The 19,130-nt window shown below is 72.3% G+C and carries 24 protein-coding genes; 12 read left to right on the top strand and 12 right to left on the bottom strand.

Annotated features, from left to right (window positions below; translation table 11 throughout):
- A partial coding sequence (locus JWQ92_RS01865; RefSeq protein WP_297342754.1) for a DUF4190 domain-containing protein occupies positions 1 to 703 on the top strand: 703 nt, incomplete at its 5' end.
- A 6-nt stretch (positions 704 to 709) separates the two neighbouring features.
- Here JWQ92_RS01865 and JWQ92_RS01860 read toward each other — a convergent pair.
- Positions 710 to 1,471: a hypothetical protein gene (locus JWQ92_RS01860; protein ID WP_297342753.1), complete on the bottom strand. Its 762-nt coding sequence runs from the start codon at positions 1,469 to 1,471 to the stop codon at positions 710 to 712.
- A 162-nt stretch (positions 1,472 to 1,633) separates the two neighbouring features.
- On the opposite strand from JWQ92_RS01860, the gene JWQ92_RS01855 reads away from it, so the two are divergent.
- Positions 1,634 to 1,822 (top strand): hypothetical protein, encoded by a 189-nt coding sequence (locus JWQ92_RS01855; protein WP_297342752.1) that lies wholly within the window; start codon positions 1,634 to 1,636, stop codon positions 1,820 to 1,822.
- A 9-nt stretch (positions 1,823 to 1,831) separates the two neighbouring features.
- On the opposite strand, the gene JWQ92_RS01850 is transcribed toward JWQ92_RS01855, so the two are convergent.
- Positions 1,832 to 2,308: a VanZ family protein gene (locus JWQ92_RS01850; protein ID WP_297342751.1), complete on the bottom strand. Its 477-nt coding sequence runs from the start codon at positions 2,306 to 2,308 to the stop codon at positions 1,832 to 1,834.
- 239 nt (positions 2,309 to 2,547) lie between these two features.
- Between JWQ92_RS01850 and JWQ92_RS01845 the strand changes: the two genes are divergently transcribed.
- The 3 genes from JWQ92_RS01845 to JWQ92_RS01835 all read left to right on the top strand — a co-directional run bounded on the left by JWQ92_RS01845 (position 2,548) and on the right by JWQ92_RS01835 (position 3,662).
- On the top strand, positions 2,548 to 2,805 hold the full coding sequence (locus JWQ92_RS01845) for a hypothetical protein (protein WP_297342750.1): 258 nt from the start codon (positions 2,548 to 2,550) through the stop codon (positions 2,803 to 2,805).
- 259 nt (positions 2,806 to 3,064) lie between these two features.
- Positions 3,065 to 3,235, top strand: coding sequence for a hypothetical protein (locus JWQ92_RS01840; protein WP_297342749.1), 171 nt, complete (start codon positions 3,065 to 3,067; stop codon positions 3,233 to 3,235).
- Positions 3,236 to 3,398: 163 nt separating this feature from the next.
- Positions 3,399 to 3,662, top strand: coding sequence for a hypothetical protein (locus tag JWQ92_RS01835; RefSeq protein ID WP_297342748.1), 264 nt, complete (start codon positions 3,399 to 3,401; stop codon positions 3,660 to 3,662).
- Positions 3,663 to 3,750: 88 nt separating this feature from the next.
- Here JWQ92_RS01835 and JWQ92_RS01830 read toward each other — a convergent pair whose 3' ends face one another.
- Together JWQ92_RS01830 and JWQ92_RS01825 are read right to left on the bottom strand one after the other, a co-directional pair.
- Positions 3,751 to 4,236, bottom strand: a complete 486-nt coding sequence (locus JWQ92_RS01830; protein WP_297342747.1) for an SRPBCC domain-containing protein — start codon at positions 4,234 to 4,236, stop codon at positions 3,751 to 3,753.
- Positions 4,233 to 4,448: a PLD nuclease N-terminal domain-containing protein gene (locus JWQ92_RS01825; RefSeq protein ID WP_297342746.1), complete on the bottom strand. Its 216-nt coding sequence runs from the start codon at positions 4,446 to 4,448 to the stop codon at positions 4,233 to 4,235. The genes JWQ92_RS01830 and JWQ92_RS01825 overlap by 4 nt, the downstream gene beginning before the upstream one ends.
- An 88-nt stretch (positions 4,449 to 4,536) precedes the next feature.
- Here JWQ92_RS01825 and JWQ92_RS01820 point away from each other — a divergent pair, with 88 nt between their 5' ends.
- Complete coding sequence (locus JWQ92_RS01820; protein ID WP_297342745.1) at positions 4,537 to 4,809, top strand: hypothetical protein; 273 nt, start codon at positions 4,537 to 4,539, stop codon at positions 4,807 to 4,809.
- Here the strand turns inward: JWQ92_RS01820 and JWQ92_RS01815 are convergent.
- Positions 4,736 to 5,215 carry a VanZ family protein gene (locus tag JWQ92_RS01815; protein WP_297342744.1) on the bottom strand — a complete coding sequence of 160 codons (480 nt, stop codon included), beginning with the start codon at positions 5,213 to 5,215 and terminating at the stop codon, positions 4,736 to 4,738. The genes JWQ92_RS01820 and JWQ92_RS01815 overlap by 74 nt on opposite strands.
- Before the next feature lie 132 nt (positions 5,216 to 5,347).
- Here JWQ92_RS01815 and JWQ92_RS01810 point away from each other — a divergent pair, with 132 nt between their 5' ends.
- The gene (locus JWQ92_RS01810) at positions 5,348 to 6,076 is read left to right on the top strand and encodes an HNH endonuclease family protein (protein ID WP_297342743.1); all 729 of its coding nucleotides are present in this window, start codon (positions 5,348 to 5,350) and stop codon (positions 6,074 to 6,076) included.
- Positions 6,077 to 6,082: 6 nt separating this feature from the next.
- On the opposite strand, the gene JWQ92_RS01805 is transcribed toward JWQ92_RS01810, so the two are convergent.
- A complete protein-coding gene (locus tag JWQ92_RS01805; RefSeq protein WP_297342742.1) occupies positions 6,083 to 6,673 on the bottom strand; it encodes an ElyC/SanA/YdcF family protein in 591 nt (196 codons plus the stop codon).
- Between the two features lie 236 nt (positions 6,674 to 6,909).
- On the opposite strand from JWQ92_RS01805, the gene JWQ92_RS01800 reads away from it, so the two are divergent.
- A complete protein-coding gene (locus JWQ92_RS01800) occupies positions 6,910 to 7,782 on the top strand; it encodes a PRC and DUF2382 domain-containing protein (protein WP_297342741.1) in 873 nt (290 codons plus the stop codon).
- A gap of 194 nt (positions 7,783 to 7,976) precedes the next feature.
- The gene (locus JWQ92_RS01795) at positions 7,977 to 8,123 is read left to right on the top strand and encodes a hypothetical protein (protein WP_297342740.1); all 147 of its coding nucleotides are present in this window, start codon (positions 7,977 to 7,979) and stop codon (positions 8,121 to 8,123) included.
- On the opposite strand, the gene JWQ92_RS01790 is transcribed toward JWQ92_RS01795, so the two are convergent.
- Positions 8,116 to 8,520, bottom strand: a complete 405-nt coding sequence (locus tag JWQ92_RS01790) for a DUF4326 domain-containing protein (RefSeq protein ID WP_297342739.1) — start codon at positions 8,518 to 8,520, stop codon at positions 8,116 to 8,118. The two genes, JWQ92_RS01795 and JWQ92_RS01790, sit on opposite strands and share 8 nt — an antisense overlap.
- 155 nt (positions 8,521 to 8,675) lie before the next feature.
- On the opposite strand from JWQ92_RS01790, the gene JWQ92_RS01785 reads away from it, so the two are divergent.
- From JWQ92_RS01785 to JWQ92_RS01775, 3 genes are all read left to right on the top strand, one after another.
- Positions 8,676 to 9,890 carry a PRC-barrel domain-containing protein gene (locus JWQ92_RS01785; protein ID WP_297342738.1) on the top strand — a complete coding sequence of 405 codons (1,215 nt, stop codon included), beginning with the start codon at positions 8,676 to 8,678 and terminating at the stop codon, positions 9,888 to 9,890.
- Between the two features lie 178 nt (positions 9,891 to 10,068).
- Positions 10,069 to 10,239 carry a hypothetical protein gene (locus JWQ92_RS01780; protein ID WP_297342737.1) on the top strand — a complete coding sequence of 57 codons (171 nt, stop codon included), beginning with the start codon at positions 10,069 to 10,071 and terminating at the stop codon, positions 10,237 to 10,239.
- 49 nt (positions 10,240 to 10,288) lie between these two features.
- Positions 10,289 to 10,804, top strand: coding sequence for a hypothetical protein (locus tag JWQ92_RS01775; protein WP_297342736.1), 516 nt, complete (start codon positions 10,289 to 10,291; stop codon positions 10,802 to 10,804).
- 12 nt (positions 10,805 to 10,816) lie between these two features.
- Here the strand turns inward: JWQ92_RS01775 and JWQ92_RS01770 are convergent, their stop codons facing one another.
- From JWQ92_RS01770 to JWQ92_RS01750, 5 genes are all read right to left on the bottom strand, one after another.
- Entirely contained in the window at positions 10,817 to 11,470 is a 654-nt protein-coding gene (locus JWQ92_RS01770; RefSeq protein WP_297342735.1) for a protein tyrosine phosphatase, read from the bottom strand.
- A gap of 79 nt (positions 11,471 to 11,549) precedes the next feature.
- Positions 11,550 to 11,693 carry a hypothetical protein gene (locus tag JWQ92_RS01765; protein ID WP_297342734.1) on the bottom strand — a complete coding sequence of 48 codons (144 nt, stop codon included), beginning with the start codon at positions 11,691 to 11,693 and terminating at the stop codon, positions 11,550 to 11,552.
- A gap of 128 nt (positions 11,694 to 11,821) precedes the next feature.
- Positions 11,822 to 13,369 carry a lipopolysaccharide biosynthesis protein gene (locus JWQ92_RS01760; protein WP_297342733.1) on the bottom strand — a complete coding sequence of 516 codons (1,548 nt, stop codon included), beginning with the start codon at positions 13,367 to 13,369 and terminating at the stop codon, positions 11,822 to 11,824.
- Positions 13,366 to 15,291: a hypothetical protein gene (locus JWQ92_RS01755; protein ID WP_297342732.1), complete on the bottom strand. Its 1,926-nt coding sequence runs from the start codon at positions 15,289 to 15,291 to the stop codon at positions 13,366 to 13,368. The genes JWQ92_RS01760 and JWQ92_RS01755 overlap by 4 nt, the downstream gene beginning before the upstream one ends.
- A 246-nt stretch (positions 15,292 to 15,537) precedes the next feature.
- The gene (locus JWQ92_RS01750; RefSeq protein ID WP_297342731.1) at positions 15,538 to 18,963 is read right to left on the bottom strand and encodes a PKD domain-containing protein; all 3,426 of its coding nucleotides are present in this window, start codon (positions 18,961 to 18,963) and stop codon (positions 15,538 to 15,540) included.
- Positions 18,964 to 19,130 lie beyond the last annotated feature (167 nt).

Genomic DNA, 19,130 nt, shown 5'->3' with positions numbered 1-19,130 from the left:
CGAGCCGCCGGCAGCCGGCGTTCCGCCGACGGGCCCGGGAGGTCCCGGCCGGGCCGGGACGCGGCGCAGCAACCCGGTCGGGCTGATCGCCCTGATCGCCGGCGTGGTCGCGCTCGTGCTCGCCGTGCTGCCCATCGCGTCCTTCGTCGCGGGGCTGCCGGCGCTCGCCGCGATCGTCCTCGGCATCATCGGCCTCGTGCTCGCCGGCCGTCGCCGGGGCTTGGCGACCGCCGGGCTGATCCTCGGCGCGGTGGCGCTGATCGTCGCGATCGCGGTCTCGACGGTGCAGATCGTGGGGTTCGTCCGCGACCGCGTCACCGACCTGCCGCAGGTGAGCGACTTCCCGTCCGACTTCCCGAGCGGCCTGCCGTCCGGGGGCTCGAGCGGGGGCGCAGGCCTCGCCGCGGGCCCGCACACGATCGTCTACCGGATCACCGGCAGCGGTACCGCGACCATCTCCTACTCGACGATCGCGAACGGCCGCAGCGCGACCGCCCGCGACACCCAGGTGACGCTGCCGCGTGAGCGCACCCAGCACCTCACGGTGACCACGGGCGGTGTGCAGCAGTTCGTGCTCGCCGCGATCACGCTGAACGGCAAGGCGAAGCTCACCTGCTCGATCGAGGTGGACGGCACGGTCGTCGCGACGAACACCTCGAACGCGAGCTCGGGCGTCGAGCTGGTCACCTGCGACGGGCGCTAGTGCGGGTCAGAGCCGCTTGAACGCGGTGTAGTCGCAGGACGTGCGGCGCAGGACCGACTTCAGCGCCGCGACCTCGTTCGACGAGAACCGGCCGGGCGACGCGACGCTGAGGCTCGGGTACATGGCGTCGCTCGCCGTGGTGCGGTGGTCGAGGTTGAGTGCGTGGCCCACCTCGTGGGTGATCAGCGACTGCCATGTGCTGCCCGCGCCGGTCACACGGCCCTTGAAGCCCGTGTAGAGCAGCACCCGGCCGTAGGTCATCGCCTCGAACGTGCTGCCGGACGACGTGGAGTACCAGGCGGCGGCGGGGCCGCCGACCCCGATCTGGCCCGGCCACGCGAAGTGCTGGCCCGCCACGTCCTGCTTGGCGGTGAACGCGAAGTAGATCGTCGGCGTGCTGCGGTCGAACCCGGTCGACCCGAACGTGTGCGTCGTCGCTCCGCCGTAGGTGAAGGTGGCGCCGGTCTGCTTCCCGATGCTCGTCATCACGGAGCGGATGACGGCGGTCATGCCGGCCGGTTCGCTCGCGGTGTTGATCCGGTAGTCGATCGCGCGGCAGGCGAGCCACTGCACCGGCTTGGTGGCGGCGCCGTGCCGGTACAGCTCGAAGGTGTGCGGCCCGGTCGCGGAGGTCGTCGAGGCGACCGCCCGCTCGATGCTCACGTGCTCCGGCTGCACGGCGGGCAGCGCGGCGGGAGCCGCCGTCGCAGCCGCTACGGCCACGCCGAGGCTCGCGAGCAGCACGCGGCGCAGCAGTGGGACCATCACGCGCCTCATCCTTCCCGCGCCAGCCACAGAACGGAAGAGCCCTGATCGGGGGTTGCTTCGGCGGAGTTCCCCCCGGATCCGACCCTCGTCAGCGGGGGGACGACACGCCGGGCCCCCCTGGTGCCGCGCTGCGGGGAGGTCGTGCGGGTGGACGATTGGCGCATGACGGGCGAGCGCGGGCCGGGCGACGGCGGCGTCGTGGAGCCCGCCGGCACCGGGCACCCCGTCGAGGACGGGTCGCTCGACGTGCCGAATTGCCCGGTCTGCCTGCACCGGATGGAACCGGCCGGCACCGCGAGCGGCGGCGTCTACTGGGCCTGCACCGAGTGCGGTCAGACGCGGCTGGCCTGACGGCGGCACCTAGGCGTCGACCTCGACGGGGGACTGCGCCTGCTCCAGGGCCCTGAGCTCCTCCTCGAGCGTGGGGCGCCCCGTCGAGACGGCACGGCCGACGGCGAAGGCGATCGCGACACCGGCCAGCGTGCCGAGCACGTTCCAGGCCACGTCCTGCAGCGACGCGTGCCGGCTCGGGATCCAGTGCTGGAGCGCCTCGCACAGCAGCGAGACGGTCGCGCCCGCCAGGATCGCGAACACCGGCTTGCGGCTCCACCAGGCCAGGGCGAACCCGAGGGGTGCGAAGAGGGCGATGTTGCCGAGGTCCTCGAGCGCCCACCAGACGAGGCCGCCCGAACCGCCGGCAGCGCCGAGCGCAGGTGCCGAGGCGATCCAGGTCACCGCGCCGTCGACGTGATGGGGCCAGAGCAGCAGCACCAGCACGGCGACGGCCGCGCCGAGCACGAGCAGTTCGGGGAGCCGGAGGCGGGGGCGCCGAGTCATGCGCCGACGGTACGTCCGGGGAACGCCGGAAGCCGGGCGACGCACCGTGTCCGGTCCCTGTATTCGCGCGGCGCCCATCCGGCGCCCGTCGGCCACTCGCACGGCGCTCGGCGCACACTGGATGCCGGGCAGCGATCTGTCAACCCCCTTCAAGGATCGCCACGGCTGCCTACCGTGGAAGCCGCGGCTTTCTCGGCCGCAGCATCGTGCGTCCGTCCCCGCACGATGGAAGGGGGATCGTGTCGGACGAGACACTGGTGCGCTTCGTCGACTCGGGGAACCCCTCCGACGAGGTCCACATCGTGACCCTGCGCGGCGTCGGCGGCAACGTCCACCACGGCATCATCCGGGGGCCGCTGCCCGACTCATTCGTGTTCGATCGCACCCTGTTCCTCCGCAGCGGCTTCACCCACCGCGACGAGGGGGGCGAGCTGAATCACACCTACTATCCGGCGCCGGTGCGGCGCGGCATCCCTCGGGAGCGTCTCAGCCGCTGACGAGGCCCCGGCCGATCGGCGCCGTGCGTACGTCTGCGGCTCCTGCGGACGTCTGCCGCCGGTATGCCGGCCGCACACGTCCGTGCGGGCCGCAGACGGGCCGGGCGCGATCCGCGGGAGGTCCTCGCTGTGGGGGACTCGCCGTGTACCCCGATCGTGGGACTGGTCCTCATTTCGGAGGACACGTAACGTCGCTCCTGCGAACGGAACCTTCGGCTGCACCCACGGCCGGCCGCTCGCGAGGTGAAGGACTTCAGACATGTCGATCGCGCTGCTCGCCCCGTCCCGCTCCGCCGTCCGCCGCTCGTTCGACGCGGCCCGCGCCGAGCGCCGGCGGGACCGTGCCGACCGTGCCGCGGTGACCGCCGTCCGCCGCTCCGCCGCCGCCCAGTGCGCCTGCGTCGGCTGCAGGATCGACCGCCGCGCCTGATCCGACCGCGGGGTTTGTTCGGCTCCGCAACCTTGAGACCCGCTGAGCGTCCGCGGTTCGGGTCGTGTCCGTCGCACCCGGTGTGCTGGCATGGACCGGCGGTCCCGGGCTCACGTCCGGTCGACGACGACCCGTTCCGCCTCGATGCGAGGAGGCCTCCGGCGTGCGGGTGAGCGAGATCATGGGAAGCCGCGACCGCGGCGGCGAGGTGCGCCGCGTCGGTGTCGAGTTCCCGCCGGAGCAGCGGCACCGCGTCATGTCGGCCGCGATCGACCTGTACCGGCACCTCGGTCTCGACGTCGAGGTGGAGGGCGAGCGGATCTACGTCTTCACCGGTGAGGCCATGGCGACGCCCGTGATGGGCCTGTTCGAGCGCCGCACGGGCCGGCCCGGCTTCAACGAGTGGTGGAGCACCGGCCCCGCCTGACCATCACCCGATTCCCGTCGGTCGAGGAGCGCCGCGCGGCGTCTCGAAACCGCATCGCCGACGCCCCGGCGCAGACCGGGGGCCGCGCTCAGGCCGAGCCGGCGACCCCGCGGAACCCGTTCAGCTGCAGCCGGGTGCTCCCGCGCCGCTCCGCGACGCCCGCCGCCAGCTCCTCCGATGTCGCGGCGAACACCGTGAACTGCTCCTCGTGCACCACCTCGGCCGAGTCGACGTCGCCGTTGAACCGCACGATCGCGAGGGATGCCACTCGCAGGAGCCCGTCCACGCGCACCGCGAAGGACCAGGTGATCCGATGTCCCGGGACGATCTCGAGGAAATGGGACGCGTACTCCTGCCGCTCGCGGCGACCCTCCTCGATCGCGAAGACGCTCGTGAGCCGTTCGTGCCCGCCCTCGGTGAGGTCGAGCTCCTCGACGTCCCGCACCCCGGGCATCCTCATCCACCGCCGCCGCGGCTCCGGCCGCGTGTACGCCTCCCAGGCGCGCGCCGGGGAGGCCTCGACGGGCACGACGACCCGCAGCTCGCCTCGCTCGAGCAGCGACAGCGCCGTCACCGGCGGCGCCCGAGCAGCGCGTATGCGAGCGGTCCGAACGGCTGCACGACGCAGGCCGCCGCCCACGCCCACTTCGGACCGCGGATGCCGGCCGCCGGGCGGCGCAGCAGATCGAGCAGCACCCACGCGGTCCCGGCGAGCTCCACCGCCCCGCCGGCGAGGATGCCGCGCCGCTGCGCGACGGTGAGATCGTTCCAGTTCTGCTTCGCCATGTGGGCACGGTACGCCGGGCGGCGCCCGTGGGGAGTGCCCGGTTCCACCGCACGGGCCGCCACCCGGCGGATCTGTCAGGGTGCAGGGATGGGCCGGACCGCTGTGCTCCGGATCGCCCTGCTCGTCGTGGGAGGCGGCCTGCTGGCCGTGACTCTCGCCCTCTGCCTGCTGCCCGGGCCGATCGCGGCGTGCGGATCGCTGCTCGCGCCGATGTTCCCCCTCCGCACGGCGGCCAGGTGCCCGTCGTCGCAGAGCGCGTACGTCGTGCCGGCGCTCGTCGCGGGTCTCAGCGGGGTTGCCGCGCTCGCCGCCGGGATGATCGTCCGCCCGCCGCACCGCCGTCGCCGGCACCACCGCTGAGACGACGGAGGCGCCGCCGGCGGTTCACGGCCGCCGCGATGCCGGCGCCGATCAGCGACCCGATGGCGTTCAGCGCGAAGTCCTGGATCGACGGGAAGCGGCCGGGGATGACGATCTGGATCAGCTCGCCACCGGCGCTGAGCGCGGCGGCCAGCACGAAGCCGAGCCACCAGCGGCCGGTCGCGAAGCCGATCGCGAAGGCGAGCGGGATGAACAGCAGGATGTTCAGCACGTCCTCGACGATGTAGAAGGAGCGGTCGTAGGGCGGCGCGGTGGGGATCCGTGCGCTCTCCGGCAGCAGGCGGTCCACGGCCCCGATGAGCGCCGTGTCGAGGTGCCGGGGGAAGACGAGCACGATCGCGACCGCGACGAGGAGGACGGCCGCGACGGCGACGCGTGTGCGCATGATCGAAGGCTAGGAGCAGGACGGCCTTCCCGGGGCCCTGGCAGGCGGATGGGGCCGCGGCGCGCCTCTTCGGACGGGTCGTCCAGGGTGTCTACCGTCGCGCGACGGCAGACACCCCAGGGAGGACCGGCGATGGCACGACGACGCAGACGCTCCGCCTCCACCGGCGCCGTCGTCGCCGCGCTGGTCGTGGTCGCGGCCGTCGCCTTCCTCGCGCTGCGGGGCACGGAACCGCATGCCGGCGCCCAGTCGGCCGCCCGGCCGGAGTCGGCCGCGCCGACCGGAAGCGCCGGTTCCGCCCTCGCACTGCTGGGCACCCTGCCGGTGAAGGGCAAGGCGCCCCACACCGGCTACGCCCGGGTGAAGGACTTCGGCGACGCCTGGATCGACGTCGACCACAACGGCTGCGACACCCGGGACGACGTGCTGCGCCGCGACCTGCAGCACATCACCAGCGCGGCCTGCAAGGTCGAGACGGGCGTGCTGGCGGATCCGTACACGGGAAAGGTCATCCACTTCCTCCGCGGCGAGACCACCAGCGCCGCCGTGCAGATCGACCACGTCGTCGCGCTGTCGGAGGCGTGGCAGACCGGCGCCCAGCAGCTGACCCAGGCCCAGCGGGAGCGGCTCGCGAACGATCCGGCGAACCTCTTCGCGGTCGACGGACCCACGAATCAGGCGAAGGGCGACGGGGACGCGGCGACGTGGCTGCCGCCGAACCGGTCGTTCCGCTGCGCCTACGTCGCGCACCAGGTCGCCGTGAAGTCGGCCTACCACCTCTGGGTGACGGCGGCGGAGAAGGCCGCGATCGAGCGGGTGCTCGGCTCCTGTCCCGGCCGCGTCGCGCCCGCGGCCGGCTAGCGCGATTCAGCAGCCGGGCGTCAGCAACGCCTTCGCGGTCGCGGCCGTCTGGTAGAGGTACTGATACGGCCAGCCGTATTTCGGGCCCTCGTCGCTCGCCGCCATGGTGAGCGTGCCCGAGAAGCAACGCTGCATGAGCAGGCGGGCCCTGCTGATGTGCGCCGGCATGGTGACGACGACGGCGCTGGTCCAGTGATGTGCGACCGCCTCGCGAGCGAGCAGGCGGGCCTCGCCGCGGGTCGTGGTCGGCGTGGGAGCGGCGCAGATCAGGTGCGCCGTCGACCCGCAGCCGGCGAGCCCGGGGAAGGTGGTCACCGCTGGGCCGGGCGCCGACACCAGCACATCCGTGGCGGCACCGCTGCGTCGCAGCCGTTCGGCGACGTCGAGGCGCGCCTGGGTCGGCGGTCCGAGGACGAACGCGACGTCGACGTGCGCGGGCAGGGGGCCGGTCGCCGGGAACACGAAGATCGGCAGGCCGATCAGCACGTAGAGGAGGCCGCTCGCCAGCGCCACGATCCCGATCCGCCGGATCCGCCGGATCCGCCGAGCGATGGTCGAAGGCCCGCTCCCCGCGTCCGGCGGATTCGCGACGCGCACGCCCCCATGATCACACGGAACGCGCATCCCGGGTCGGGGCGCCGGGGTCCCGGCGGGCTTCGCCGGCCTCCCCGCCGCTCAGCGTCGAGGGCCGCGCTCCAACCTCGCGCACAGGGCGCACCCACGTGGCGCCGGGCGTGTCTGCCGCGAGCTCCCCGGCTGCGGACACGCACCTTCAATGCGACTTCGGAATGGTCGTACCCGGTTCGGCACGAGGCCGAACCGGAGGAGGAACCATGATCGCCACGCAGGACATCGACCGCATCATCGGGTCCGAAGCCGTCGACCCGCAGAACGACAAGATCGGCAAGGTCAGCCAGGTCTACATCGACCAGGACACGGAGCAGCCGCGCTGGGTGAGCGTGCGCACCGGGCTGTTCGGCACCTCGGAGTCGCTCATCCCGCTCGACAACGCGAACTGGGACAGCGACACCCTGCACGTCGGCTACGACAAGGCTCGCGTGAAGGACGCCCCGCGCATCGACGCGGACCGCGAGCTCTCGCCCGAGGAGCAGGAGAAGCTGTACAGCTACTACGGCCTGAACGACGCGACGGGCGGCTTCGGCGGCTCGGGGACGACGGGCGGCGCCGGCTACGCGGACACCACCGACACCACCACGACGGGCACCGGCATGAGCGGTGACACCGGCTACTCGGGCACCACGACCGGCCGCGCCGGCGTCGGCACCGAGGGCGCCGTCGGCCGTGACACGTCGGGTCCGACGACGGACGATGCGATGACCCGTTCGGAGGAGCGCCTGAACGTCGGCACGGAGACGGTGCAGACGGGCCGGGCGCGGCTGCGCAAGCACGTCGTGACGGAGCAGCAGAACGTCACCGTGCCCGTGACGCGCGAGGAGGTGCGGATCGAGCGTGAGCCGATCACGGACGCGAACCGCGACGCCGCGTACGACGGCCCGGACCTGTCCGGCGAGGAGCACGAGGTCGTCCTGACCGAGGAGCGCCCGGTCGTGAAGAAGGAGACCGTTCCGGTGGAACGCGTCCGCCTCTCCAAGGATCAGGTGACCGAGCAGCAGAACGTCTCCGAGGACGTCCGTCGCGAGGAGATCGACATGGACGGCGACGGCACCACGGGCCGCACCGCCTGACACCGCTTGCGAGCGGTACCGACTGCGCGGCGTCGGGTTGCGAGGCAGCCCGGCGCCGCTGCATGCGCACGCGCAGACACCGGCTCTTCGTCCGTCCCAGGGTCTGCGAGTGCGGTTGAACGGGGCGTGGCCGTGTATCTGCTGATGACGGCTGGTTGCTGTTCGCGTCCGTGGGGCGGCGGCCGAGGATCGAGTTGAGCGCCGATCAGGTTGGCCGGCTTCCGTTCGTCGGCATCGTGCTCGGCGCGCTCGCGCTGGCGGGCATCGGCTTCGGCCGCGTCGTCGAGCACCAAGACCAGGACCGCGGGCGCGGCCGGGAGCAGCGCCGCACCGTCACGTAGCGGCGGCTTCGAGCAGCACGTCGCCGTGGCAGGGGCCGTCGAGCGGGCACCAGCACGCGAGGTCGTGGCCACGGAGGACCTCGCCCGCCTCCTCGGCGAGTGCCCGCCCGGTCCGCCCCACCGCCGTCGGGAACCAGGCGCGGTACGCGCCCACCGCTTCCGCGCGGGTGAGCGGATGGTCGTCGGCATAGGTTGCGAGCCCGCCGTGCTCCCAGAGCCGCGGATCCCGCTCCCGGTGCTCGCGCGGCGTCCGGCCGATCACGAACGGGTTGCCCCAGTAGCCCGGGCGGGCGATCACGATCGTCCCGTCCGGCTTCCGCCAGCCCTTCCGGCGGCTGAGCTGCACCCGCTGCGCCACCGCTCGATCATCCGCCGTTTTCAGGATCCGGCGGCTCATCGCAGGAGGATCCGTCGCCGAGCGCGGCGTGTCATGCGGGAACTCCTGAACACGGCGGATCCGCGGCGGAGGGGACGGGGAGGTGTCCACCGTCCTTCAAGCCGCCAGGAGGACAGTTCCCTCCCAGGCGGCAGGTAGCCGCCAGGGAGGAACACATGATCGCCACCCCGGATATCGAACAGATCATCGGTGCAGAGGCCGTGGACCCCAACAACGACCGGGTCGGCAAGGTGAGCCAGGTCTACGTCGACGCGGACACCGACCAGCCGACCTGGGCGAGCGTGAAGACCGGACTCTTCGGCATGTCCGAGACCCTCGTCCCGCTCGACAACGCCACCTGGGACCACGAGCAGCTCCACATCACCGTCGAGAAGGCCCGCGTCAAGGACGCCCCGCGGGTCGACCCCGACGCCGAGATCTCGCCCGACGAGCAGGAACGGCTCTACAGCTACTACGGCCTGATGGGCGCCACCGGCAGCGACGCCGGGCGGAGCGGCCCGATCGGCGCCGGCCGGACCGACCTCGACCGCGACCGGATCGGCAGCGACGTCGACGGCTACGACGCCGCGACCATGAGCGACACCGGCTACGGCGCCGGCGCCGGCGCCGGCCTGGGCGCGGATGCGGGCACGGGCGCGGGGCTCGCGGGCTCCGGCGTCGGCCGCAGGCACGCCGGGTACGACGACGGACCCTCGGGACCCCGCTTCGACCGCGGCCAGAGCGCCGAGGCCGATGCCCCGCGCCGGCACACGGATGCAGGCTACGGCGAGGTCTCCGACGAGCCGGGCGGCCCGGACGTGCGCGCATCCGGACGCACCGCCGGCGACGGCCGGGGGAGCGGCGACTTCGCCAGCACCGGCACCGCGCTCGAGAACGACAACCCCGTGGCCGAGGAGGCCGCCGAGGGCACGGGCAGCGGCTACGGCACGAGCGACGTCGAGGACATCTCGGGCCGGTTCTTCGGCGACAGCGGCGTCTCCGGGGACACCGGGGGCCACCGCGACCGCGCCGAGATGGTCGAAGCGGGCGCCGCGCCCACCGACGACGTGGGGATGCCGGGCATGGCGGGCGGCGTCGCGGGGGGCGGCATGGGTGGCGGTCAGCCCTCGCAGGGCGATCCGGCCATGCAGACGGAGACCGGTGCCACCGACATGCCGCAGGGCGCGTCGGGCATGCCGGAGGGCTCGGTCGGCATGCAGCGGCAGGCGGGCGGCGGGATGCGCCTGCGCCGCTACGTCGTCCGGCAGGAGACGGTCGTGGTGCCGCAGGACGAGCTGCGGATGGAACCGGGCGCGGGCTCGAGCATGGACGACTCGAGCACCGGGATGCGCATGGACGACCAGGACCCGACGGATCCGGGACGCCGCTAAAGCGCTCGAAGCCGGGCGGCGCCGGCCCCCGAAGGCCGGCGCCGTCCTCATTTCTGCGGACCGCGTTTGTACCCCGGTGGGTGCCCTCCATGTCCCCCGATCGTGGGCTGCCGCTGGAGCCGCGGAAGAACGACGATCGAAGGGAGGCGCGAACCCGGCGCCACAAGGAGGTACCCGCATGATCCTCGCGATCCTGGCCTGTGTCGTCGTCGTCTGGCTCGCCCTCAGCCTCCTGGTTGCGCTGCTCTTCGGACGTGCCGTGAAGATGGCCGATGTGAAGCACCGGGACGCGATGTTCCTCCGGGACCTGGCGAAGCAGCCCGCGCGGCAGGTCGTCGTCGGACGCTGACGTCCCGGGCGCACTGGCGCCTCGCGGCGCCGCGGATTACCGTTCGGCGATGACGCCGACCCGCATCCGGGGTGCCAGGAGCATCCCGACCGCCGTGGCGCTCACCGCGGCCGTGCTGCTGGGCTGCACGGCGTGCACGTCGACGCCGCCGGCCGGAACGCATCCGAGCGGCTCGGCGATCGCCTCGTCCTCACCGCCGCCGACCGCCGCCTCGCCGTCCGCCGCTGCTCGCGCGGAGCGCACGCGGATCGATGCGGCCCTCGCGCACCGGGTCGTCTGGCTCGAGTACCTCTGCTCCGTGCCGAGCGCGAAGGATCCCGGCCTGACCTACGTCGCCCTGCACGAGCGCACCACCTGGCGGGCGTCCGGCAGCACCGCCTCGCTCGACGTGGTGCTCGCGCAACCGGTCCGCCGCGTCCAGAGCGGCGGATGGACGGCGGCCGGCTCGCCGGTGGCGATCCGCAGCGTCCGGAACGGCCGGCTCGCATCCGACGCCATCGTCGGGCTGGTCGGGCCGGCTCATCGGTGCTCCGCCTCGTACATCGGGCCGCCGGTGGCCGGCTGATCGACCGGAGGGTCAGACCTCGGCGGGCCGCGGACCGGTGAGCGCGGCGAGCGCGGTGACGAGTCGTTCGGCCACGTCGTGCGTGTGCTGCACGGCCGTCTCGTGCTCGGCGGGCGGTTGCCCGTGCCCGTCCTCGAGGTCGAGCGGATGCACTGCCGGCACGCGGCTCCGGCGGCGGAACAGGCCGCGCTGCGGCTGCGGGTCCTCGGCGAGCGGGATGCGCCCGCGCGAGGAGTGCAGGATCGCCGCGACGTCCCGGAGGTCACCGGGTCGCTCGGCCTCGCCGTCGCGCACCCGCTGCATCGCCACCTCGGCGAGGGCCACGGCCTCGAGGAACGTGAAGACCCGGGCCTGCGATCCGGGGGCCAGCCGCGCCGCCGCGCCGCGGTGCTCCCGTTCCGCGGTGAGCACCAGGTCGGCTCCGCCGATCAGCTCCGCGTCGAGGAGGCGGGCGGCATGCGACGCCTCGAACTCCTGGTCGCCGGACTCGGCGCCGGACACCGGGCACATCGGCTGCCCGGGAACCGCTCGCGTGCCGGCGCTGCGCACCACGGTTCCCGACAGCGGGCCGTTCGTCTCCGGAAGGAGTCGACGGAGCGTCGCTTCGACGAGGGGCGACCGGCAGACGTTCGCCGTGCAGACGACCAGCAGCACGGGGGGCGTCACGCGTGGTCCCTCCCGCGCCCGCCGATCGGGACGCCGGATTCAGCCTCGCACAGCCGCCGCCCGGACGGCGGGGGAGGAGTCAGACGGCGGGCTGCATCGTCGCGATCCCGCCGGCCGCCTTCGCGGCGGGTGCGGTGCGGGGCAGGTCCTCACCGGGCCACGCGTCGAAGACGTCCTCGCCGTGGGTGAACCGGAACCACTGGACTCGGATGCGACGCAGCATGAGCACTCTCCCGGCGGGTGATGACGGTGGCGGGAGGTCGACCGCCGCCCGGCGGGGCCTCCCTGCTTGTCAGCATGCACGAGAGAAGCGCTGGGAGTTGCATCCGACGCGGCGTGGCGCCGAGAAGCTCACGGCCGGGCGAGACGCCGGACCCCGGGGAGCAGGCTCGCGATGGTCCGAAGAAGGGCGACCTCCTCCGCGAAGGCCCGGCGCGCCACCCAGACGACGAGGGCCGTGCCCGCCAGGACGGCCACCACGACGGCGACGAGCGTCAGCAGCCGGGAGTCGACGTACGGCTCCGTGACCGACCGGGCGAGCAGCCCGAGCGCCACGTCCACGGCGACCAGGGGCACGTAGCGCAGGTAGGCGACGCCGAGCTGCGCCCAGAGGCCCTTCGAGACCTTCGCCGAGAAGGCGATCATCGTCAGCCAGTGCAGCGTGATCGCGACCGACGCTCCGGTCGCGACGCCCACGACGCCGAAGCGGCTGCCGATGAGGCAGCCCACCACGACCTCGCAGGCGTACAGCCACTGCCGGGTCGAGCCGCCGAGCACCGCCCCCCGAGCGCGCGTGAACGAGCCGCTGATCTTGTAGGAGGTGCGGGGGAGCAGCACGAGCGCGAAGATCTGCAGCGGCGCGATGACGGCCGTCCAGCGGCCGCCGAGCAGGATGCCGACGATCTCGGGCGCTCCGAGGAACAGGATGATGCTCGCCGGCACGGTCGCGAGCGCGACGAACGCGCAGGCGGCGACGTAGGCGCGCACCATGCGCGGCGGATCGCCCTGCACGCGCGACATGGCGGGGAACAGCACCTTGTCGGCGACGCCGCCGATGAGGTTCGCGGGGGATGCGAGCAGCTGGTACGCCCGCCCGTAGACGCCCAGCGTCTGCGTCGTCAGCCGGTTCGCGACGATGAAGTTGTCCCCGTTGATCGCGACCCAGCTGCCCACCTGGCCGAGCGAGTAGGACAGGCCGAACTTCAGCAGCCCGCGGGCGTTCTCGAAGAGCGAGCGCGGCGACTGCGGCGTCCACCGCACCCGGCTCAGCGCGAAGTACCCGACGGCGGTCAATCCGGTGTCGATGAGCTGCCCCCACGCCAGGGCGTACTCGTGGGCGCCGAGCACGGCGAGCGTGATGCTCACGCCCACGTACCCCACCGCGTAGGAGGTGAGGTCCACCATCGCGAGCTTGCGGAACTTCAGGTTCCGCTGCAGCAGCCCCATCGGCACGATCGTGAGACCGGTGAGCGGCAGCATGAAGGCCAGCAGCCGGATCACGCCCGAGGATTCGGGCAGCCCGACCAGCAGGTTCAGCCAGGGGGCGAGCACCCAGAAGAGGACCCCGAGCGCGCAGGTCGTTCCGATCGAGAAGTAGAGGGCCGCCGTCGCCTGCTTGTCGCTGAGGTCGGGCTTCTGCACGATCGCCGCCGAGACGCCGAGCTGCCCCAGCATCAGCGTGAACGCCACCGCGAGCATCGAGGCGTTGACGACGCCGTACTCGTGCGGCGACAGGATGTGGCCGAGCACGGCCAGCGACCCGATCTGGAGCACGGCCTGGCCGCCGGCGGAGCCGAACGACCAGATGAACCCCCGCGTCGTGTTACGTCGCAGCGACGTGTCGCCCGCCGCTCCCGACCGCGCCGTGTCCGAGATGGTGCCTCCGCGCCGTTCGCTCATCCTCGACCTTTCAGCCGCTGGATGCGCTTCTGGGCGATGCGGCCGAATCGTGTGCGGCCCAGGCGTCCTGCTGCGGCGCGGATGGCGAACAGCAGGTACCAACCCAGCTGGACCGCCTCCATCTTCGCCCGAAGCAGGGGGATGCCGCGAGGATTCAGCAGTTCTTCGACGGAAAGTCCGGCGATCGCAGGGTGGAAGAGGGAGGTGCGCACGCGGCGGTCCCAGCGCTTGCGGAGCGGCAGCACGGGCTGATCGACGGACGGGTCGTCGGCGACGCCGAGCACCGTCCAGTCGCGGCCGAGCGGCGGCACGTCGGCCGGGTACGGCTGGAGGAACTCGAAATCGGTGACCAGCAGGCCGCGGCGCCGGTCGGAGAGCAGGTTGTGGCTCGTGAGATCGAGGATGAAGTAGCCCCGCTCCCGCAGCACGGCGACGAAGGCCGCGACCTGCCGCAGCGCGTCGAAGCGCAGCTGCACCTCCTTGGTGCCGGGGAGCCGGCGACGCACGTGGCGCCCGTCGTCCTCGTACAGGGGCGACAGCAGCCAGCCTCCGCCGGACTCGAGCAGCGGGGAGACGACCGGGACGTCCCCGAACACCGAGCGGGCCAGCAGCTCGCGCTGGAGGAACGGGCGGGACCCGGGCCGGAAGACCTTGGCGACGGCCGGCCCGTGCACGGGATGCGCGACCACGGCGACCTGGGCGCGCTTGCCGTTGAACGAGAGGTACCGGTCGACCGGCCACGGGAGGGCGACCTGGCGGTCGATCTCCTCGATCCGATGCGCGAGGTCCTCGACGAGCGCGGGGTCGCCGAGCGCCTCGACGTACTCGAGACTCTGCCAGCCGTTGTCGGACGAATGCATCGGGTTGAACCGGTTGGAGGCGTCCACCTCACGGGCGATGAGGTCGCGCACCGCCGTCTTGGCGAGCGTGCTCTTCGGGTTCAGCACATGGCCGGAACCGTCGACGTCGAGCCGGTGGCTGAAGTCGTAGGCGAAGATCAGGGTGACGGGACCGCCGCCGCTCCGCGGGAAGGGACCACGGCCCCAGTTGCCGCCGCGCACCTGCTCGGCCACGCGGTCCCGCGACTCGCCCTCGAGGGGCAGCACCCGCAGCACCTCGAACCCGAACCGATCGATGGTGGCGGTGATCCGGCCGACCAGGCTCTCGGCCGCCTGGCGGACGACGAAGACGATCAGGCCGGCGAGCGGACCGAGGTCCTCCCGGGACTCGGCGAGCTGGGCGGCCAGCCACGCGTTCCCGCGCTGGAAGCGCTCGAGGGTGTCGGTCGCGGGCCGCAGCCCCTCCGCGGCGAGGTACTGGTCGAGGCCGTGGAGGGTCAGCTCGACGCTCCGGCCCGTCTCGGTGGCCAGGCGCTCGAGCGCCGCGTGGTAGTCGTGATCCGGGTTCGGTACGGCCGGCACCGGGCTCAGCGCCGTCGCGGGCAGGCCGGAGGCCTCACCCTTGTGGTACACGGCGTGGAAGGCCAGGGAGTTGAGGTGGTCGACGGGGGACGGCACCTTGTACCGGCCCTTCAGCAGCACCGCGCCGTCGAGCACCTGGTCGGCGAGCCGCTTGCCCAGGTACGGCATGCCGCGGAAGTCGGTGCCGGGCAGGCCGCTCGCCGTGTAGAGGTCGAGCTTCTGCGTGGCGGGGAACGTCGGGTAGGGCGCGAGCAGGGACGCGACGAACTCGAGGTCGTCGTCGCCGATGAGCAGGTCGATGTCCTCGCCCCGCTCGACGTGCGGCAGGGTCTCGAACCAGCGCAGGGCGGCGTACCGCACGCCCGCCTCGTTCATCCGGCCGAAGAAGTCGTCGACCGAGATGCCGCGCTTCAGGAAGCGACGCGCGCTCGGCGGAGCCTTGAGCACGCGCCGCTCCAGGTCACGGAGCGATCGGCGGATCATCACAGGTGCGTCCCCCACGAGGACTCCTTCTCGGGCGACCGGGCATGTGGATGCCCGGGAAGTGTGGTGAGCGCAGCGATGGGTGTGCGCTGCGCCGTCGTCGGACGCGGGACGGATGCTCGCGCGGGTTCTGGACGACCCCCTGATTGTCCCAAGCCCGGGGGGCACGCCGGGCCCCCAGTTCGGGGGCGTTCAGGTGCCGTGCGGAAACGACCGCGGTCCTCCGGCCCCTATGCAGGAGCCGGAGGACCGGGAGCGATCGGATCAGGCCGGCTTCAGCGCCCGCACCCAGGCCGCACCGCTGATCGTGGCGCTGTGGGTGAAGGTGCTCGTGCCGGTCGCGCCTGCCGTCGGGAACGACTTGGTGGCGAGGTCGATGTCCTTGCCGCCGTCGGCCTCCCAGGCCTCCGTCCAGCCGCTCGGCTGGCCGAGCGTCACGGTGGAGGAGTTGACCCCGTTGCCGCCGATGAGCATCGCGCCCGGCGTGACCGTCGTGACGCTCGGGACCGCCTGCGACGTGGTGCCGGTGGTGCTCACCTGCGTCGCGGCCGCCGTGTCCCACACGCTGGTGGTGTCGACGCCCTGGAAGTCGGTGATGCCCGCGTTCCACTTCTGGGCCGCCGACAGGGTGAACGTCCAGCTGGTCGGCTCGGTGCCCGTCACCACGTGGTAGTAGCTGAACACCGTCGTGACCGTGCCGTCGGCGAGCGGCGCGATGGTCTGCGTCCATCCCGCCGGCACCGTCGCCATGGTGGGCGCGTTGTTGGCGTTGATGTTGGCCACCAGGACGTCACCGGTCACCACACCGGTGGGCTCCGCGATCGTCACGGCGGTGACCGACGCGGTCGACGTGGCCTTGCTCGAGGCACCGACCGTGATCGTGCCGCCACCGGTCGAGACCGGGTTGACGGTGATCGTCGCGGTCTTCGGGGTGGAGGAGCCGTTCGCGTTGGTGGCGGTGAGGCTCACCGTGTAGGTCCCGGCCGTGTTGTAGGTGTGGCTCGGGCTCTGCGAGGTCGACGTGTTCGTGGTCGATCCCGTGTCGCCGAAGTTCCACGCCCAGGAGGTGGGGGTGCCGGTGGAGGTGTCGGTGAACGAGACCGCCAGCGGCGCGGTGCCCGAGGTGGGCGTCGCGGTGAAGTTCGCCGTCGGCGCCGTGCCGGTCGAGACCGGGTTGACGGTGATCGTCGCGGTCTTCGGGGTGGAGGAGCCGTTCGCGTTGGTCGCGGTGAGGCTCACCGTGTAGGTCCCGGCCGTGTTGTAGGTGTGGCTCGGGTTGGCGGTCGTTGCGGTGTTGCTCGCCGACCCGGAGTCGCCGAAGTCCCACGCCCAGGAGGTGGGGGTACCGGTCGAGGTGTCGGTGAACGAGACCGCCAGCGGCGCGGTGCCCGAGGTGGGCGTCGCCGTGAAGTTCGCCGTCGGCGCCGTGCCCGTCGTGCCGCCGCTGCCCGCCGGCTTCAGCGCTCGCGCCCAGGCCGCGCCGCTGACGGACGTGCTGTGGGTGAAGGTGCTCGTCCCGGTCGCGCCCGCGGTGGGCAGCGCCTTGTAGCCGAAGTCGACGTCCTGACCGGCGTCGCCCTCCCACGCCTCGGTCCAGCCGCTCGGGGCGGTCAGCGTTGCGGTCGTGGAGTTCACGCCGTCACCGCCGACGAGCATGGCGCCCGGCGTGACGGTGGTGACACTCGGCACGGCGAGGGTGCTCACCGAGGTGGTGCTCACCTTCGTGGCTGCCGCGGTGTCCCACACCGTCGCGGTGTCGACGCCGTGGAAGTCGGTGATGCCGCCGTTCCACTTCTCGGCCGCCGACAGCGTGAACGTGTAGCTGCTCGGCTCAGACGACGCGGTCGTGACGACCTTGTAGTAGGAGAACACCCGGGCGAACGTGCTGTCGGTGAGGGCGCCGGTGACGGCGGTCCAGCCGCTCGGCGCGGTGATGCTCGGGTTCGCGTCGGCGTTGATGTTGGCGACCAGCACGTCGCCGTCCACCAGGCCGGTCGGCTTGGTGATGGTGACGGCCGTCGCCGCGGTCGAACCGGTCGCCTTGGAGGAGGCGCCCGCGGTCACCGTGCCGCCACCGCCACCGCCACCGGTGACCGTCACGGCGCTCGACCGCGTCGCGGTGCTCGATCCCGCCGGGTTCGAGGCGGTGAGGGTCACGGTGTAGGTGCCCGCCGTCGTGTACGTGTGGGTCGGGTTCTGCGCGGTGCTCGTCGCACCGTCACCGAAGTTCCAGGACCACTGGGTCGGCGCGTTCGTGGAGGTGTCCGTGAACGTCGCCGTCAGGGGGGCCGTCCCGGAGGAGTTCGCGACGGTGAAGTTCGCGACCGGCTTGGTCACGCCACCGAGCGCCTCGTCCGAGAACCAGTACCGGTGCGTCGTGTCGTTGGACGCGAGCACCACGAAGCCGCTGGCGCTGTTGACGCTCTGCTTGGTCGTCGTCGGGTTGTTGACGTTGAGCGACGCGCCGTCCTCGATGATCGCCGTGCCGCGGCCCGTGGCCCAGGTCTGGGTGCTGCCCATCGACGCGGTCTTCTCGTAGATGGCGCCCGGCTTGCCCGAGCTGGGGCAGCCCGAGGTGCCGGCGTCGGGACCGGTCACGACGACGTGCACCTGGCTGTTCTGCGTGTCGAGGATGAGCTGCGGTCGCGTCTCGCAGTCCACGACCCGGGACACCGTGCTCGCTGCGAAGGAGTTCGTGCCGGGCGTGTACGTGAGCATCACGATGCCGGGATCCGTGGAGCTGAGGCCGCTGGTGAGGTCGAGGCTCGTCTTCAGCACCGCGTAGACGCGGCCGGTGGAATCCGACTGCAGAGTCTTCAGGTTCATGTGGTCGTCGGCGATGTTCGTGCCGCTACGCGCGGTGAGGATCGACCAGGCCGTGTCGGCGGCGCCGTCCGTGTGCAGCGCGAAGTAGACGTGGCTGCTCGCCTCGTCGCTCCACATCACGCCGATCTTCCCCTTGAACGCGATGACGGCCGAGATGTCGTCGACGGAGGGGTGCGCTGCGCCGGGCAGCACGGTCGGGGTGCCCCAGCCGGTGCCGCCCACGCCCGAGTGGTTGAAGTAGACGGTCGCCGTGAAGCCGGCGCTCGAGCTGCCGCTGATCTGCACCCACGAGGACCAGATGCGGCCCGTGGTGTCCTCGTCGATCGTCAGCGTCTCGCTCGAGATGTTGTTGATGTTGACGGGGAAGCCGCTGTCGAGCGTGTACGTGCCGTTCACGTAGGTGTAGCGGTAGAGCTTGGCGGGATTGCCGGTCTTCCCCGCGACCGGAGCGGTGCCGGTCGAGACGGTGGCGTACTGCGCCGCCACGAAGAGGTGGGTGCCGTCCCAGAGCGTGTCCGTCAGTGCGGTGCTGCGTGTGTCGGTCGTCACCCCCGTGTCGACCCACGTCTCGGTGCCGCGGTCGAGCCGTTCGATGTCCCAGCCCTTGCCGGCGACCCACATGGTGGCCCACCAGGAGCCGTCGTTGTACCAGAGCTTGCTCTGCGGCTTGTCCGAGGTCGGCGGGTTGGCGACGCCGCTGTACGAGGGCCCCTGAATTCCGTGGCTCGTCGCTGCCATCGCGGGCGGCGCGACGAGAACCAGGGCTGCCAGCGTCGCGAGCACGGTCACCAGCGCGGTGAGCGATCGACGAACGGCTCGACGTCCTCTGTGGGTCTGCTGCAAGTCCTGGAACGAAATCGACACGGCTGGGTCCTCCGGTGCTGTACTACGAGGACCGTGACGCCGGCGTGTTCGGGGACGCCGGTTGTTACACGATCCGAGGCAGTTTCCCTGGAGGCGCGCCGAAGGTCAACCCGTTTGCCCCCATTTCAAGGGTCGGATGCGGGGTGTCGGGCCGAATTCGGCCGATC

This window comes from Amnibacterium sp., assembly GCF_025463795.1.
Classification (GTDB): Bacteria; Actinomycetota; Actinomycetes; order Actinomycetales; family Microbacteriaceae; genus Amnibacterium.
This window is presented reverse-complemented; position numbering and strand designations above follow the sequence as displayed.

Excerpts from the sequence above, each read along its gene's own strand:
- JWQ92_RS01855 (WP_297342752.1), top strand. The coding sequence starts at position 1,634 with ATGACGGGCGAGCGCGGGCCGGGCGACGGCGGCGTCGTGGAGCCCGCC.
- JWQ92_RS01850 (WP_297342751.1), bottom strand. The coding sequence starts at position 2,308 with ATGACTCGGCGCCCCCGCCTCCGGCTCCCCGAACTGCTCGTGCTCGGC.
- JWQ92_RS01840 (WP_297342749.1), top strand. The coding sequence starts at position 3,065 with ATGTCGATCGCGCTGCTCGCCCCGTCCCGCTCCGCCGTCCGCCGCTCG.
- JWQ92_RS01825 (WP_297342746.1), bottom strand. The coding sequence starts at position 4,448 with ATGGCGAAGCAGAACTGGAACGATCTCACCGTCGCGCAGCGGCGCGGC.
- JWQ92_RS01820 (WP_297342745.1), top strand. The coding sequence starts at position 4,537 with ATGGGCCGGACCGCTGTGCTCCGGATCGCCCTGCTCGTCGTGGGAGGC.
- JWQ92_RS01815 (WP_297342744.1), bottom strand. The coding sequence starts at position 5,215 with ATGCGCACACGCGTCGCCGTCGCGGCCGTCCTCCTCGTCGCGGTCGCG.
- JWQ92_RS01810 (WP_297342743.1), top strand. The coding sequence starts at position 5,348 with ATGGCACGACGACGCAGACGCTCCGCCTCCACCGGCGCCGTCGTCGCC.
- JWQ92_RS01800 (WP_297342741.1), top strand. The coding sequence starts at position 6,910 with ATGATCGCCACGCAGGACATCGACCGCATCATCGGGTCCGAAGCCGTC.
- JWQ92_RS01790 (WP_297342739.1), bottom strand. The coding sequence starts at position 8,520 with ATGAGCCGCCGGATCCTGAAAACGGCGGATGATCGAGCGGTGGCGCAG.
- JWQ92_RS01785 (WP_297342738.1), top strand. The coding sequence starts at position 8,676 with ATGATCGCCACCCCGGATATCGAACAGATCATCGGTGCAGAGGCCGTG.
- JWQ92_RS01780 (WP_297342737.1), top strand. The coding sequence starts at position 10,069 with ATGATCCTCGCGATCCTGGCCTGTGTCGTCGTCGTCTGGCTCGCCCTC.
- JWQ92_RS01775 (WP_297342736.1), top strand. The coding sequence starts at position 10,289 with ATGACGCCGACCCGCATCCGGGGTGCCAGGAGCATCCCGACCGCCGTG.
- JWQ92_RS01765 (WP_297342734.1), bottom strand. The coding sequence starts at position 11,693 with ATGCTGCGTCGCATCCGAGTCCAGTGGTTCCGGTTCACCCACGGCGAG.
- JWQ92_RS01760 (WP_297342733.1), bottom strand. The coding sequence starts at position 13,369 with ATGAGCGAACGGCGCGGAGGCACCATCTCGGACACGGCGCGGTCGGGA.